Below are 14,725 nucleotides of genomic sequence, written 5' to 3'. Positions count from 1 at the left end.
AGCGCGAGGGTGGAATGTGAAATGTGCTAGCTGCCCGCACTCGCGCGCAGCTTGGCCATGGCCGCCAGGCGCACCGCCACGTTCGCCGCGCCATACCCCGCGTAGTCCCCCTTGCGCTGGAGGATCTCGAAGAAGAAACGCCCCTCGAACGGTTCGGTGTACACATGGAACAGCTCGCCGCCCTGCGCATCGCGGTCGTACAGCACGTTGTAGTACGCAAGCTCGCTGAGGAACTCATCGTCGAACTCGAAGCGCGCCGCCAGATCGTCGTAGTAGTTCATCGGGATCTCCAGCAATGGCACGCCAGCCTCCTTGGCCCGCGTGACCTCGGCGAAGATGTCGGCGCAGTCGAAGGCTATATGGTGCACGCCCGAACCACGGTAGCTCGACAGGGCGTGGGCGATGGCCGTGTTGCGATTCTCGGAGATGTTCAGCGGCAGGCGTAACGTCGCGCACGGGCTGCGCAGGGCGCGGCTCTTGACCAGACCATAAGGGTCGGGCAGTACCACTTCGTCGTCGGCGGTGAAGTCGAACAGGCTCTTGTAGAACAGCACCCAACTGTCCAGCCCCTCGGCCGGCAAGGCCAAGGCCATGTGGTCGATGCGCTGCAGCCCGCCAGCGGCACTGGCCGACGGATCGAGGCAGAAATCGCTGTCGTAGATGCTCTGCCCTGCCCCGGCCGGCTCCACCAGGTAGATCAGGCTGCCATCCGGCGCGCGCACCGCCGGGATTTCCCGCTCGTTGGGGCCGACCAGGCCACGGAATGGCTGACCACGATAGGCCATTGCCCGTTGCAGCGCCGCCTGGGCGTCATCCACGCGCAAGGCTGCAGCGCACAGCGATGGACCATGAGCCTCGTAGAAGTTGTGGGCAAAGGAATAGGGTTCGGCGTTGAGCACGATATTGATATCACCCTGGCGCAGCAGCCTGACCGCCTTGCTACGGTGCTGACCGGCCTCGGCGAACCCCAGGCGCTTCAGCCACCCACCCAGCCGCGCACCGACCGCGTCATCTACGGCGAACTCGACGAACTCCACCCCGTCATAACGGCTTGCCGCAGGCGGTGCGAACAGCACGCCGGGCTCCACTGCGACCGCCTGCTCGACCAGCCGCACGCGGGTCTTTTCCTCCAGGTACAGCAACGAGCGCAGACCATCGGCGGCGTTCTGACGCGAAGGCGCGGCACGAAAGCCATCGTTGAAAATCTCAAGCGACAGCGGGCCGCGATACCCACTGGCGATGATCGGCGCAAGGAAACCTGCGAGGTCCATCTCGCCCTGGCCGGGGAAACAGCGAAAATGCCGACTCCACTCCAGCACGTCCATGGCCAGGATCGGCGCATCGGCCATCTGCACGAAGAAAATCTTCTCACCGGGCATATCGCGGATCGCACTGGGGTCGCCCTTGAGCGAGAGCGTGTGGAAGCTGTCGAGAATCACCCCCAGCGCCGGATGATCGGCCTTGCGCACCAAGTGCCACACCTGCTGCCAGGTGTTGACGTGACGCCCCCAGGCCAAGGCTTCGTAACCGATGCGCAGGCCCCGCGCCCCGGCATGCTCGGCCAACAGGCGCAGGTCATCGACCAGCAGTTGCTCATCGCCCAGCGCATCGGGCTGCACGTTGCTGCACACCAGCACCAGGTCGGTGCCCAGTTCCTGCATCAGGTCGAACTTGCGCGCCGCGCGGTCGAGGTTCTTGTGCAGGCGATCACGGCGGCAGCCCTCGAAGTCGCGAAACGGCTGAAACAGCGTGATGGCCAGCCCCAGGTCCGCACACCGCTGCCGAATTTCACGCGGGGCACCGGCGTAATGGAGCAGGTCGTTCTCGAAGATCTCGACGCCATCAAAGCCTGCGGCAGCGATGGCTTCGAGCTTTTCAGGCAGGGTACCGCTGAGTGAGACGGTGGCGATCGAACGCTGCATGTTGAGTTCCTTGTTGTTTGTACAGGCGCAGGTTCGTCTGACCCGTGAGCCTGCTTGTTCTCGACGATGGCAGGATCGATTATTCGCAGGTAAAGTCGGGACGGCAATGCACTTTGTACGAAATGGTTAGTTTGTGTTCGGTAATCGAACAAAAGCCAGCCAGGCGAATTGATTCACCGCAGAACCCTGGACCACCATGGATTCAGTCGCCGCCATCCGGGCTCATGCCTGCCCGAGGGCGACCGCCATCCGACAACCAACAAGAACAACGGAGACACCATGGCCCACTCTTCACAGGCCAAGAAAGCCACCGCCAGCGGGTGGATCGGCTCGGCCCTCGAGTACTACGATTTCTTCATCTATGCCCAGGCGGCAGCGTTGATCTTCCCGCAGATCTTCTTCCCGTCCAGTGACCCGAAGATGGCCATCATCGCCTCCCTTGCCACCTATGGCGTCGGCTACCTGGCTCGTCCGGTCGGCGCCTTCGTGCTCGGCCATTGGGGTGACACGCGAGGACGCAAGAACGTGCTGCTGCTGTGCATGTTCCTGATGGGCATCTCGACCATGGCCGTAGGCCTGCTGCCCACCTACCACGACATCGGCCTCCTCGCCCCTGCCTTGCTGGTGGTCCTGCGCCTGGTCCAAGGCTTCGCCGTGGCCGGAGAGATCTCCGGCGCCAGCTCCATGATCATGGAGCACGCGCCCTTCGGGCGTCGCGGCTACTACGCCAGCTACACCCTGCAAGGCGTGCAGGCCGGCCAGGTGATGGCCGCTGCGGTATTCCTGCCACTGGCCTACTTCATGCCCAGCGAAGCGTTCAACGAATGGGGCTGGCGCATTCCGTTCCTGATGAGTGCAGTGGTGCTGATCGCAGGCTTCATCATCCGCAAGGAGGTGCACGAAACCCCGGCATTCGTTCAGGAAGAAAAACAGGACAAGGTGGCCAAGTCCCCAATCGGCGAAGCGTTCCGCCACAGCTGGAAACACATGGTGCTGGTGATGTTCATGGCATTGATGAACGTGATCCCGGTGGTCGCCACCATCTTCGGCGCGGCATATGCGGTGCAGCCGGCCTACGGCATCGGTTTCGACAAGAGCGTGTACCTGTGGATCCCGGTGGTGGGCAATATCGTCGCGGTGCTGGTGATTCCGTTCGTGGGCAACCTGTCGGACCGCATCGGCCGGCGCCCGACCATGATTGCCGGGTGCCTGGGATCGGGCCTGCTGGCGTTCGTCTACTTGTATGCGATCAGCATCCAGAACGTGCCACTGGCCTTCGTCGGCTCGATCCTGATGTGGGGCATGGTCTACCAGGGCTACAACGCCGTGTTCCCAAGCTTCTACCCGGAGCTGTTCCAGACCCGCTACCGGGTGTCGGCCATGGCCATCGCACAGAACATCGGCACCATGCTCACGGCGATGCTGCCGGCACTGTTCGCAGCCGTCGCCCCACCCGGTTCGGAGCATATCTGGCTGGTAGTCGGGGCACTGGCCTTCGCCATCACCTGCGTGTGTGCGCTGGCCGCCTATGTGGCGCCTGAAACCTACCGGATGGCGATGGAAGACCTGGGTAACCCGCAGGCCAAACCGCTGGAAAAGGACGCCTATGAAGCCAGCCGCAAAAGCAGCTTCGAGGTGGTGAGCCCGTAAGACAGTCGGGGCCGCACAGCGGCCCCGGCAACCTCAAGCCTTGACCACCGCCTGCAGGTTCCTCCACAACCGCTCCACATCCGCCCGCTCCGTCGGCAGCGCGCCGACCGACACCCGTACCATCCACCGGCCTTGCAGGGTGGCCGGGGTCACGTAGGCATCGCCGGAAGCATTGAGCCGGTCTGCCCAGCCACGGGTGTGCTCATCCAGCGCCTCACCGTCCAGCCCCTCAGGTTCATGCCGAATGCACAGGGTCTGCAACTGCACCGGCGCCAGCAGTTTCCAACCCGGCGCCGCCGCGATCTGCTCGGCCAGCCATCGGGCATTTTCCAGGTCTCGGCGCAGGCGCTGCTGCAAGGCCTCGACCCCTTCGCTGCGCAGCATGAACCACAGCTTCAGCGCACGGAACCGCCGCCCCAGCGGTATGCCCCAGTCGCGCAGATTCTTCACTTCGCCATCCACCGACGACTGCAGGTAGCTGGGGTTGGTACTCATCACCCGGATCAGGTGCTGCGGGTCGCGCACGTAATAGATCGAACAGTCGAAGGCCACGCCCAGCCACTTGTGCGCATTGACTACCACCGAGTCGGCCAGCTCGATGCCGTCCCACATCCAGCGGCATTCGGGGAGGATCATCGCCGAGCCTGCCATCGCCGAATCGACATGCAGCCACAACCCCGCCGCCTGGGCGATCTCACCAACCGGGCGCAACGGGTCCAGGGCCGTGGTGGCGGTGGTGCCGGTGGTGGCAACCACGGCGCAGGGCTGGTTGCCTGCGGCCAGGTCCTGCTCGATGGCGGCTTGCAGCGCTTCGGGGATCATGGCGAAGCGCTCGTCCGTTGCGATCTGGCGAATGTTGTCGCGGCCGAACCCGGCCAGCAGTGCGGCCTTGTCCACCGAGCTGTGGGCATGGGCGCTGACGTAGACGATCAGCGGCTTGTCCTGGGCCTGCAGGCCGCCGCGGGCGAGGATGTAGTCGGTGCTGCGCTCACGTGCGCTGATCAGCGCGACCAGGGTGCTGGTGGAGGCCGTGTCCTGGATCACCCCGCTCCACTGCACCGACAGCCCCAGCAGTTGGCGCAGCCAGTCGAGTGTGGTTTCCTCCAGCTCGCTCAGGGCTGGGCTGGACTGCCAGGACAGGCCGAGCACGCCAAGCCCTGTGCTGAGGAAGTCGCCGAGAACTGACGACAGCGTGCCGTTGGAGGGGAAGTAGCCGTAGAAGTCCGGATGCTGCCAGTGCGACAGGCCGGGCATCACCAGGCTGGAGACATCATCGAGGATGGCGGCGAACGGCTCGCCCTGCTGCGGCGCAGCCTCGGGCAGCGCGGCCTTGAGGTAGCCGGGCTCGACCTGGGCCATCACCGGGCGCTCGCCGACGGTCTGGCGATAGTCGGCGATCAGGTCGATGAGCTGGTGGCCGTATTGGCGGAATTGTTCGGGGGTCACTGGGCTGGCTCCTGGGCGAAGGGATGAGGTGTCAGCACCGACACCCCGCAATAAGCCCAGTCTAGGCAACCCACCATCGGGCAATAACCCCGTTTCGCGCATAGCTGCTATCGCAACCGCGCATCCCCGCCCTGCACGCCAAACGACGACTGGCGCCACAGCTCGAATACCCGGTTACGCAACCAGCGGTGCTCGGCCGAGGCCTGCAAGCGCTGGTGCCAGACCACCCAGTAGCGCTGACTGTGCTCGATGAAGCCCAGCGGCCGCCAGGCCAGGCCATGCAAACGGCAAAGCTGGCGGGCGATATGCTCCGGCACCGTGGCCAACGCCTGACCATTGCCGATCACCTGCACCATGGCACTGAAGAACGGCACCTGCAGCTGCATGCGTCGCTGCAGGCCCTGGGCACGCAGGTGTCGGTCGATGAAGCTGTCCTTGTCGCCGCCGCCGGATACCCGCACATGGCGATAGGCAAGGTAGTCGTCCTGGCTGATCGTGGTGCAGGCGGTCAGCGGATGCCCGCCCGCCATCAGGCACACCGCACGGTCTTCACCGAGCAGCCGGCCATGCAGGTTGGGCGGGGACTCATCGAACAGTGTGGTGGCCAGATCGACCTCACCACTGGCCAGCGAGGCGTATTGGCCGGCCTGCCAGGTGCGGTACTCGAGGGACACCCCGGGCGCCTCATGCTCCAGTGCCGTCACCAGGTCCGGAAGGATGTGCTCGGCCACATAGTCGGAGGCAGCGATGCAGAAACGCCGCTCGCAACGCGCCGGGTCGAAGGCGGCAGGCTGGCGCAGGGCGCTGAGCTCATCGAGCACCTGGCGCAAGGGTTCGACCAAGGTTTCGGCATGTTCGCTGAGCACATAGCCGCGCCCCTGGCGGACCAGCAGCGGGTCGCCGAAGGCATCGCGCAGGTGAGCGAGCTGCCGACTGAGGGCCGACTGACTGCACCCCAGGCGCTCGGCGGCGTGGCTGAGGTTCTTCAATTGCAGGAGGCAATCGAGGGTGCGCAGGTGGGCCAGGCTCAGTGAGGCGAAGGTGGGGGTCATGGGGTGACCTGCGCGGGTGAGGTGGAGGGCCCCATGGCGGGGCCCATCGGGCCGCGAGGCGGCCCGGCAGGAAGTCAGTCCGTCAGACCGACATAAACGTTCTGCACGTCTTCGTTCTCGTCGATCGCCTCGAGGAAGGCCTCGACCTCGGCCAGGGCTTCAGCACTCAGGCTGGCGGCGCTCACCGGGTTTTTCGGGGTATAGCCAATCTTCGCCGAGGTGACGGTGAAACCGTGCTCGGGCAGGGCCTTCTGCACCGCGTCCAGGTCGGTGGTGTCGGTGATGAACAGGGTCGAGCCCTCTTCCTCGCCGTCCTCGAAGTCCTGGGCGCCAGCTTCGATGGCGGCCATTTCCGGGTCGGCATCACCCTCCGGGGTGGCCTCGATCAGGCCGACATGGTTGAAGTCCCAGGCCACCGAGCCGCTTGCGCCGAGCTGGCCCTTGCGGAACAACACCCGGATCTGGGCGACGGTACGGTTCACGTTGTCGGTCAGGCATTCGACGATCAGCGGCACCTGGTGAGGCGCAAAGCCCTCGTAGCTGACGGCATGGTACTGCACCGCCTCGCCATCCAGGCCAGCGCCTTTCTTGATCGCACGCTCGAGGGTTTCGCGGGTCATCGAGGCTTTCTTGGCCTGGGCGATCGCCAAGCGCAGACGCGGGTTCATATCCGGGTCAGCGCCCGACTTGGCCGCGATCTGGATCTCCTTGGCCAGCTTGCCCATGATCTTGCCCTTGGCGTTGGCGGCCGTTTCTCTATGCTTGGCTTTCCACTGTGCGCCCATCTCGACTCTCTTTGTCTCAGCGGCCGGTTCAGGAAGCGACCGGCCAAAAGTGGGGAGAGTTTATACGCCCTCGCGGGTGGGATCGACAAGAAATCGCATGGCGGACATTCGCGGGCAACTCGCAGCGGCGAACCGCCGCCCCTGCAAGCGGTGGGTACCTGTGGGAGCGGCGGTGCGGCGACCCGACTTGCCCGCGAAAATGCCCACGCCGACTCAGCCCTTGTCCGCCTTCCCCGCCGCCGCCGCGAACTTCGCCAACCGCACATCCAGCCGCCGCGGGCGCAGGCCTCGGTCTTCGGCGCGCTCCTTGCGCCGCACGGCATCGCGCACCATCAACGACCCCAGGTAGCGGATCGGCTCCGGCGGGAACTGCCCCAGCGGCCCCTTGACCAGGGGCGAGCGCGTCCAGGCGTTGTCCATCCCCAGGGCCAGCGACGAAAGGATCTGCCCGCCCATGTGGCAAGGCCCTACCCCGCTGCCGGAATAGCCGAAGCCATAGAACACGTTGCCCTGCCCGTCCAGCCGGCCGAAGAACGGCAAGCCGGTCACCGAGCGATCCGATGGCCCGTTCCAGCTCGCGGCCAGCGGCACCTCGGCCAGCGCCGGGAAGAACTCGCCCAAGGTCCGTTTCAGCAGCGATCGATAGGGCGATGGCTGATCGAAGACCGGCAGCATGCGCCCGCCATAGGCGAAGGTATTGCCGCCCTTGCCGAGCATCAGCCGACCGTCGGGTGTGTTGTGGTAGTAATGCACGAAGATGCGCGAATCGAGCACGCTGATGCCGGTCTCCAGGCCCGTCTGGCGCAACAGTTCGGGGCACGGCTCGGTGATCACCATGTCGCTGGAGACGATCGCCACGCTGCGCTCGAACTGCGCAAACTGTCGCGCCATCCAGGCATTCAGGCCCAGCACGACCCGGTCGGCACGCACGGTGCCGTGGGCGGTGCGCACCTGCACCGGGGCGCCGTGCTCAAGGCTGGTCATCGCCGTGCCCTCGTGGATGCGCACGCCACGCTGCAGCGCGACCCGGCGCAGGCCACGCACCAGCTTGCCCGGCTGTACCGTGGCGGCCGCTGGCGAGAACCAGCCTTCCCGGTGGCGGTCAGAGCCTGCCCGGCGCTGCACTTCATCCAGCGCCAGACGCTGGAACGAGTTGATGCCCTGGCGCTGCAGCGCCGCGATCACCGCATCGGTACTGCCGACCTGGGCGGCATTGGTGGCGGTGTACAAGGTGCCGTCCATGCGGTAGTCGCAGTCGATGTGATGTTCGGCGCAGAACGTGCCGATGGCCGCGATACTGCGCTCCGACTCACGGACCAGGCGCACCGCCTCGGCCACACCGAACAAGCGCTCCAAGGTGAAGTACTTGGCCGACCACGACAGCGCACAACCACCATTGCGCCCGCTGGCACCGGCGCCGCAGATATCCGCCTCGATCAGCAGCACATCCAGCGCCGGTACCGCCTCCTTGAGCATCAGCGCGGTCCACAAGCCGGTATAGCCGCCACCGACGATGCACACATCACAGCGCACATCACCTTGCAGCGGCGGGCATACCGCTTCGTTTTGCGGATCCAGGGCCTGTTGCAGCCAGAACGGTCTCATCGTTTCACTTTCCTTCAGGTACGTACCGGCTTGATCGCCATGCCGGTATTGGGGGCCACGTCATGTACCGCCTCCGCACTGGCCGGGCGGCTGTTCCAGTGCGGCAGCAGCACCAGGGCGGAGAACAGCGCAGTACCGGCGAACACGATGAACACCGTGACGCTGTCGAAATAGCCCGGCAGCAGGCCGCCGAGCACCGCGCCCACCGAGCCGCAGCCATTGACGAACCCGGCTGCCGTGGCGCCGGCCTTGGCGGTACCGAAGTCGATCGCGGCCGCGCCGCTGATCATCGAGTCAGGTCCGTACAGGGTCAGGCCCATGACGAACAACAGCGCAACGACCAGCACCACACTGCCGCTGTGCATCGCGGCCATGAAACCGGCCAGGGTGAAGGTCAGCAGCACCAGGCTGATCACGCAGGCCGGCATGCGCCGGGCACCGAACAGCTTGTCCGAGGCCAGGCCGATCAGGATCGGGCCGAGCAACCCGGCCAGCTCGAAGGCTGTGGGAATGATCGCCGCGCCAACCTTGCCTACCGAGGGCATCTGCTCGAAAACGATCACCGGCCCCCACAGCAGAATGGCGTAGCGCGCCGGCTTGAGCATGAAGTAGGCAAGACCCAACGTGAGTACCGTGCGGTTGCGCAGGATTTCGCGCAGCGGCGCCCAGACACTGCACAGGTTCGCGCCTGGCGCCATGCTCTGCGGCTCCGGCTCCACCGCCGGCAGGCCGACGTCTTCGGGCTTGTTGCGCTGCAAGAAGAAGAACAGCAGCGCCACCACTGCCACCACCACGGCGCTGGAGAAAAACGCTGCGTGCCAGCTGCCAACCAGGGTGTATGCCCACCACCCGGCAAAGGGCGAGGCCACCAGGCCGCCAAAGGCGTAGCACGAACTCCATAGCCCGAGTACCCGGCCACGCTGGGACGACGGGAAGAAACTGCCGATGTTCTTGCACAGCCCTGCCCAGCCGGTCGACTGCGCCAGGCCCTGGATCAGCATGCAGGTGGCAAAGATCGGGAAGGTCGCGTAACTGCCCATCACCACCGCTGCTGCGGCCGAGATCAGCAGGCCGCCGAGTACCACCACGCGTGGGCCGAAGCGGTCGGCGAGCATGCCCCAGGTGAACTGGCCCACGGCGTAGGCCGCCAGGTAGATCGCGTCGAGGTTGGCCATGGCGGCCTTGTCGAGCATGAAGCCTGGATCTTCAGCAATGCCAAGCTTGGCGACCGAGAAGGCCTTGCGGGTGAAGTAGAAGGCGGCGTAGGCCAGCCAGGTGATGGCGAAGATCTGCATGCGCCACCGCTTGATGGCACCGAAAGACTGGTTCATTTGACTCTGACCTCTTGCTGAGTGTGCCGGCAGAATGTGAAGAAACGCCTGTCTTGTTGTTGTGTTGCGCACTACATGACGGAGGGACGTCATCTGGCTGGACCATGGCCCGGTGCAGCCGCTTTTGGTGCTGCCCCGGGTTGAGCGACATGGAACCAGCTGATGACTGATAAATAAAATCGATTTATCGTATTTCACACATAAGCCCAGCTTTTAACTGAACCTGTTACGAGGTGTTCATGTCGGTCTCGCAAGCGCAGCTCAAGGCCTTTCACGCCGTGGCCGAACACGGCAGCTTCACCCGGGCCGCCGAGAAACTCTTCCTCACCCAGCCGGCGGTGTCCGACCAGGTGCGCAAGCTGGAGGAACGCTTCGGCGTGCTGCTGTTCCAGCGCAACAAGCGCTCGGTGCAGCTCACCGACCTGGGCGAGCGCCTGCTGGGCATCAGCCAACGCCTGTTCGCCTGTGAAGCCGAAGCACTGGAGCTGCTGCAGGATTCGCGAGCCCTGCACACCGGCAGCCTGGTGCTGGCGGTGGATGCCCCCGTGCACGTACTGCCGCAGGTTGCGCGCTTCTGCCAGCGCTACCCGGGGATTCAGGTCAAGATCGAGACGGGCAACACCGATGAGTCGCTGGCGCGCCTGTTCAGCTACCAGGCCGACCTGGCCCTGCTCGGGCGCGACGTCGATGACGAGCGGCTGTTCTGTGTGCCGATACGGCGTGACCCGATGGTGGCCTTCGTGTCCCGGGACCACCCTTGGGCCACCCGCGCCTCGATCAGCCTGGCCGACCTGGACGACACGCCGCTGGTCTTGCGGGAGCCCGGCTCGGTGACACGCCAGACCCTGGAAGAAGAGATGCAGCGCGCGGGCCTGCGCATCCGCCCGGCCATCCAGGTCGAGGGACGTGAAGCGGCGCGTGAAGCGGTGGTGGTGGGGATTGGCGTGGGGGTGGTGTCGGCGGCGGAGTTCGGCGCCGACTCACGGGTGTGCGCGCTGCCCATCGTTGATTGCCAACGCCACCTGACCGAGACGCTGGTGTGCCTGAGCGAACAACGCACGCGGCGAGTGGTGGCGACATTTTTGCAGATGGTGCAAGAGGCGCTGTGAATCCATCGGTGCCGTCCCTGCGATCAGGCCGGCCCCGACAACCCTGCAATCTGCCCTATGCTGATGACTCGCCCCACAGCGGACCCCGCCCACCATGCTCTACCGCCTAAGCGCCGACGCCCTCGTCCTGCTGCACCTGGCCTTCATCCTGCTGGTGCTGTTCGGCGGCCTGCTGGTGCTGCGCTGGCGCCGCGCCCTGCTCCTGCATCTGCCGGCCCTGGCCTGGGGGCTTTCGGTGGAGTGCCTGCATCTACAGTGCCCGCTGACCGGCTGGGAAAACCGCATGCGCCTGGCAGCCGGCCAGGCTGGCTACCAGGGTGGGTTCGTCGAGCACTATGTCTGGCCGCTGATCTACCCTGCCGGGCTGACACCGCAGATCCAGGTGCTGCTCGGGTTGATCGTGTTGCTGCTCAACCTTGGCATCTACGGCTATGTGCTCTGGCGCGGGTGGCGTGCTAGCGGGTAGCGACCACGAACAACCGCGGGAACGGCAGCAACACCTTGCCATCGGTGGCTTTCGGGTAATCCTGCTCCATGGCCTGCAAGTAGAGCTGCAGGAAGCTTTCGCGCTCGGCCTCGTCCAGCCGCGCCAGGTACGGCCGCAGGCCCGAACCCTTGAACCACTCCACCACGGCGCCCGCGCCGCCCTCAAGCACATGGTGATAGGTGGTACGCCACACATCCACGCGTTCGCACAGCGGGCTCAGCAGGTCGTAGTAGAACGCGCCGCTGTGTCGCGGTGGCAAGGAAAAATCGCTGAACTTGTCTTTCCACGGGCCTTGGCTGGCAATCTCGCGCATGCGCTTGTGGGCAGGCTCGTCAAGGTTGTCTGGGGTCTGCACCGCCAGGCTGCCACCCTCGGAAAGCTGGCGGATCAGGTGCGGGTACAGCTCACGGTGGTTCGGCACCCATTGCAACGACGCGTTGGCGAGGATCAGGTCCTGAGGTTCGTCAGCCTTCCAGGTGGCGATGTCGGCTACCTCGCAACGCACCCGCGGCACCTTCAGGCGTGGTCGCTCGCGCGCCTTGTCGATCATGTCCTGGTCGCTGTCCAAGGCCAGCACCTGGGCGTCGCCATGCTGTTGCAGCAAGACCTCGGTGGAGTTGCCAGGGCCGCAACCAAGGTCAGTGGCATGGCGCACCGGCCGCGGTGGCACGGCCGCGAGCAGATCGCGCACGGCGCGGGTGCGTTCATTTTCGAAGAGCGAATATTGGGTGGCGGACCAGGCCATGGGCGACTCCTTCGGCAGTTGGAAGCGCTAGCATAGGCCTTTTCCCGAACGTCCGGGGTATCGGTCTGACCGATCCGCTTCGCCTGAACGAAAACAGGAACCGACAGCCTATGCTGGAGGTCATCCGCATAACCTCCACACGTCGCTTGCCATGAATGCCTTCCCCTATCCGCGTCTTGCCCTGCCTCTGGCCATCCTTGCGTTGATCGGCGCCTCCTTCCTGCTCGCCTCGCCCTGGATGGGCCAGGGCTTCGAGCTGTCCGACCTGTCCACCGACAGCCAGAACCGCCTGACCCGGCAACTGGAGGACGGCAGCCTGTTGACCCTGGACAACGGGTCGGCCGTGGACCTGACGTTCGACCGCGCCCAGCGACGGATCGACCTGCTCAAGGGCCAACTGTTGCTGGAGGTGGCGCGGGGCGATACCCGCCCGCTGTTCATCGTCACCCCACACGGCAGCCTGCGGCCGCTGGACGCGAAACTGATCGTCGAACGGCTGCAGGACAGCAGCGAAGTCACCGTGCTGGAGGGGCGGGTCGAACTGGCGGGCAACGACCGCCAACGCTCGCTCAACCGCGGCCAGCAGTTGCGCTTCGATGGCATCACCCCCGGCACCCTGACCCAGGTCGATACCGGCGATACCCAGGCAGCCTGGTACCTGGAGCGCCTACCCGGCGATGGTCAGCCATTGAACGAAACCCTCGAGCGCCTGGCCCGGCACCACCGTGGCCTGCTGCTGTTCGATGCCCCCTCGCTGGCCAACCTGAAGGTCGCCGACGACCTGGCCCTGGACGACACCGACCAGGCCCTGGATGACCTGCAGGCCACCCTGCCGATCAAGGTCGCCCGTTACACCGATTGGCTGACGGTGGTGCGGCGCAAATGAAAACGCGGCCGGTCCCTGGAGGAGCCGGCCGCGTTTTCAGTACAACCCAGGTAGCGATCAGTGCCGCTTGGCGCTACGGATCTGATGCACCACACCCATGGCCACCACGATGGCCGCGGCGATACCGGTGGAGATCACCAGGATCTGGTAGTCAGGCATGAAGGCCATGGTCACCAGTGCGGCAACAATGAAAGCGATCACCAGGTAGGTCAGCCAGGGGAACAGCCACATCTTCAGGCGCACCTCACGGCCCTCGGCGATCAGCTTGCGGCGCATGCGCAGCTGCGAGAAGGCGATCACCAGGTACACCAGCAGGGCGATCATGCCGGTAGTGTTCATCAGGGTTTCCAGCACATCCTTCGGGCGCAGGGTCTCGCTGAAGTTGATCAGCGCACAGACCACCGCCACGGCGCAGGAGCCGAGGATCGCGTATACCGGCACGCCGGTCCCGGTGCGGGTGATCTTGAAGAACGACGGTGCATCACCGCGCTGCGACAGCGAGAAGAGCATGCGTGAAGCGGTGTAGTGGCCGGAGATCAGGCAACTGCTCACCGAGGTCAACACCACGAAGTTCATCAGCAACTCGGCATACGGCACACCCAGCAGTTCCAGGGTGCGACGGTAGGCGCCATAGCCGGAAACGCCCAGGTGCGGATCGTTCCACGGCACCAGGCAGACGATCAGGAAGATCGAGCCGACGTAGAACAGGCACACACGCCACACCACCGAGTTGGTGGCCTTGACGATCTGGGTAGCCGGGTCCTTCGCTTCCGAAGCCGCGATGGTCACGATCTCGGCACCGAGGAAGGCGAACATCACTCCGAGCAAGGCGCCGATCACCGTGGTGATGCCGTTGGGCATGAAGCCTTCGGCGGTCAGGTGGGTGATGCCGCGCACCTCACCGAACTGCCAGACGTTCATCACTGCGGCGGTACACACCACCAGGAAACAGACGATCGCCACCACCTTGATCAAGGCGAACCAGAACTCGAACTCGCCGTAGTGCTTGACGTTGAAGAAGTTCACGGTGATCAACAGCAAGGTGGTCGCCAGCACGAACACGTTGACGCTGACACCAGGGAAGAAGCCATGCAGGATCTTGCCCGCCACGTAGGCTTCCCAGGCCATGAGGATGACCCAGTACCACCAGTACAGCCAACCGATGGTGAAACCGGCCCAGCGCCCGATGGCGCGGTCGGCGTAGGTGGAGAACGAGCCGGTGTCCGGCGAGGAGGTCGCCATCTCGCCGAGCATGCGCATGATCAGCACCACCAGGATGCCGCCGGCGAGGTACGCCAGGACAGCCGCTGGGCCGGCGCTGTGGATCACGCTGCCGGAGCCGACGAACAAGGCGCCGCCAATGACCCCGGCGATCGACATCATCGTCAGGTGGCGCGACTTGAGCGAGGCACTGAGCTTGCTCTCGTGCCCGCCTTCCGCGGAGGTGGTGGATGTGGATGTTGCGTCCATCAGTTGTGTACCCCGTGCTTCTTTTTATCCAAGGAAAAACTGTGAAACCCCGATGGTTATCGGCCTCACCTGTACATCAGCGCTATTGCGGGCAGGAGGTGTGAAGAACACACGCAGACCATCCATGGCGGCCTGCTGACGCGCCCGAGGGTTGCCGCTCGGGCGAACTGAACGTGTTGCATCTGGCGATATCTGACACCTAATGTAAAAATGTCCGCCACATAGAGCCATGCACAG

At 64.9% G+C, this 14,725-nt stretch carries 12 protein-coding genes; 4 read left to right on the top strand and 8 right to left on the bottom strand.

Annotated elements, in window-relative coordinates:
- Positions 1-26: 26 nt before the first annotated feature.
- Complete coding sequence (quiC, locus tag ACNFHO_RS01970; RefSeq protein WP_416764987.1) at positions 27-1,922, bottom strand: 3-dehydroshikimate dehydratase QuiC; 1,896 nt, start codon at positions 1,920-1,922, stop codon at positions 27-29.
- A 279-nt stretch (positions 1,923-2,201) separates the two neighbouring features.
- Between quiC and ACNFHO_RS01965 the strand changes: the two genes are divergently transcribed.
- Positions 2,202-3,572, top strand: a complete 1,371-nt coding sequence (locus tag ACNFHO_RS01965) for an MFS transporter (RefSeq protein WP_054891558.1) — start codon at positions 2,202-2,204, stop codon at positions 3,570-3,572.
- Between the two features lie 33 nt (positions 3,573-3,605).
- Here the strand turns inward: ACNFHO_RS01965 and ACNFHO_RS01960 are convergent, their stop codons facing one another.
- The 5 genes from ACNFHO_RS01960 to ACNFHO_RS01940 all read right to left on the bottom strand — a co-directional run bounded on the left by ACNFHO_RS01960 (position 3,606) and on the right by ACNFHO_RS01940 (position 9,791).
- Positions 3,606-5,018 carry a DOPA decarboxylase gene (locus tag ACNFHO_RS01960; protein WP_416764985.1) on the bottom strand — a complete coding sequence of 471 codons (1,413 nt, stop codon included), beginning with the start codon at positions 5,016-5,018 and terminating at the stop codon, positions 3,606-3,608.
- A 107-nt stretch (positions 5,019-5,125) separates the two neighbouring features.
- Complete coding sequence (locus tag ACNFHO_RS01955) at positions 5,126-6,070, bottom strand: LysR family transcriptional regulator (protein ID WP_416764984.1); 945 nt, start codon at positions 6,068-6,070, stop codon at positions 5,126-5,128.
- Between the two features lie 74 nt (positions 6,071-6,144).
- Positions 6,145-6,855 (bottom strand): YebC/PmpR family DNA-binding transcriptional regulator, encoded by a 711-nt coding sequence (locus ACNFHO_RS01950; RefSeq protein ID WP_063545256.1) that lies wholly within the window; start codon positions 6,853-6,855, stop codon positions 6,145-6,147.
- A 213-nt stretch (positions 6,856-7,068) separates the two neighbouring features.
- The gene (locus ACNFHO_RS01945; protein ID WP_063545257.1) at positions 7,069-8,460 is read right to left on the bottom strand and encodes an FAD-dependent oxidoreductase; all 1,392 of its coding nucleotides are present in this window, start codon (positions 8,458-8,460) and stop codon (positions 7,069-7,071) included.
- 14 nt (positions 8,461-8,474) lie between these two features.
- On the bottom strand, positions 8,475-9,791 hold the full coding sequence (locus ACNFHO_RS01940; RefSeq protein WP_416764981.1) for an MFS transporter: 1,317 nt from the start codon (positions 9,789-9,791) through the stop codon (positions 8,475-8,477).
- 239 nt (positions 9,792-10,030) lie between these two features.
- Between ACNFHO_RS01940 and ACNFHO_RS01935 the strand changes: the two genes are divergently transcribed.
- Both ACNFHO_RS01935 and ACNFHO_RS01930 read left to right on the top strand, forming a co-directional pair.
- Positions 10,031-10,900 carry a LysR substrate-binding domain-containing protein gene (locus tag ACNFHO_RS01935; RefSeq protein WP_416764979.1) on the top strand — a complete coding sequence of 290 codons (870 nt, stop codon included), beginning with the start codon at positions 10,031-10,033 and terminating at the stop codon, positions 10,898-10,900.
- 94 nt (positions 10,901-10,994) lie between these two features.
- Positions 10,995-11,366: a DUF2784 domain-containing protein gene (locus tag ACNFHO_RS01930; RefSeq protein ID WP_054891563.1), complete on the top strand. Its 372-nt coding sequence runs from the start codon at positions 10,995-10,997 to the stop codon at positions 11,364-11,366.
- Here ACNFHO_RS01930 and tam read toward each other — a convergent pair.
- Positions 11,356-12,132, bottom strand: coding sequence for a trans-aconitate 2-methyltransferase (gene tam / locus ACNFHO_RS01925; protein WP_416764977.1), 777 nt, complete (start codon positions 12,130-12,132; stop codon positions 11,356-11,358). The two genes, ACNFHO_RS01930 and tam, sit on opposite strands and share 11 nt — an antisense overlap.
- 151 nt (positions 12,133-12,283) lie before the next feature.
- Between tam and ACNFHO_RS01920 the strand changes: the two genes are divergently transcribed.
- Positions 12,284-13,018 carry a FecR family protein gene (locus tag ACNFHO_RS01920; protein ID WP_063545260.1) on the top strand — a complete coding sequence of 245 codons (735 nt, stop codon included), beginning with the start codon at positions 12,284-12,286 and terminating at the stop codon, positions 13,016-13,018.
- 57 nt (positions 13,019-13,075) lie between these two features.
- On the opposite strand, the gene ACNFHO_RS01915 is transcribed toward ACNFHO_RS01920, so the two are convergent.
- Positions 13,076-14,488: an amino acid permease gene (locus ACNFHO_RS01915; RefSeq protein ID WP_112898536.1), complete on the bottom strand. Its 1,413-nt coding sequence runs from the start codon at positions 14,486-14,488 to the stop codon at positions 13,076-13,078.
- Positions 14,489-14,725 lie beyond the last annotated feature (237 nt).

It is taken from the genome of Pseudomonas sp. NY15374 (assembly GCF_048068255.1).
Classification (GTDB): Bacteria; Pseudomonadota; Gammaproteobacteria; order Pseudomonadales; family Pseudomonadaceae; genus Aquipseudomonas; species Aquipseudomonas machongensis.
This window is presented reverse-complemented; position numbering and strand designations above follow the sequence as displayed.

Bases quoted from the DNA above. Each gene is read 5' to 3' on its own strand.
- quiC (WP_416764987.1), bottom strand. From the start codon at position 1,922: ATGCAGCGTTCGATCGCCACCGTCTCACTCAGCGGTACCCTGCCTGAA.
- ACNFHO_RS01965 (WP_054891558.1), top strand. From the start codon at position 2,202: ATGGCCCACTCTTCACAGGCCAAGAAAGCCACCGCCAGCGGGTGGATC.
- ACNFHO_RS01955 (WP_416764984.1), bottom strand. From the start codon at position 6,070: ATGACCCCCACCTTCGCCTCACTGAGCCTGGCCCACCTGCGCACCCTC.
- ACNFHO_RS01950 (WP_063545256.1), bottom strand. From the start codon at position 6,855: ATGGGCGCACAGTGGAAAGCCAAGCATAGAGAAACGGCCGCCAACGCC.
- ACNFHO_RS01945 (WP_063545257.1), bottom strand. From the start codon at position 8,460: ATGAGACCGTTCTGGCTGCAACAGGCCCTGGATCCGCAAAACGAAGCG.
- ACNFHO_RS01940 (WP_416764981.1), bottom strand. From the start codon at position 9,791: ATGAACCAGTCTTTCGGTGCCATCAAGCGGTGGCGCATGCAGATCTTC.
- ACNFHO_RS01935 (WP_416764979.1), top strand. From the start codon at position 10,031: ATGTCGGTCTCGCAAGCGCAGCTCAAGGCCTTTCACGCCGTGGCCGAA.
- ACNFHO_RS01930 (WP_054891563.1), top strand. From the start codon at position 10,995: ATGCTCTACCGCCTAAGCGCCGACGCCCTCGTCCTGCTGCACCTGGCC.
- tam (WP_416764977.1), bottom strand. From the start codon at position 12,132: ATGGCCTGGTCCGCCACCCAATATTCGCTCTTCGAAAATGAACGCACC.
- ACNFHO_RS01920 (WP_063545260.1), top strand. From the start codon at position 12,284: ATGAATGCCTTCCCCTATCCGCGTCTTGCCCTGCCTCTGGCCATCCTT.
- ACNFHO_RS01915 (WP_112898536.1), bottom strand. From the start codon at position 14,488: ATGGACGCAACATCCACATCCACCACCTCCGCGGAAGGCGGGCACGAG.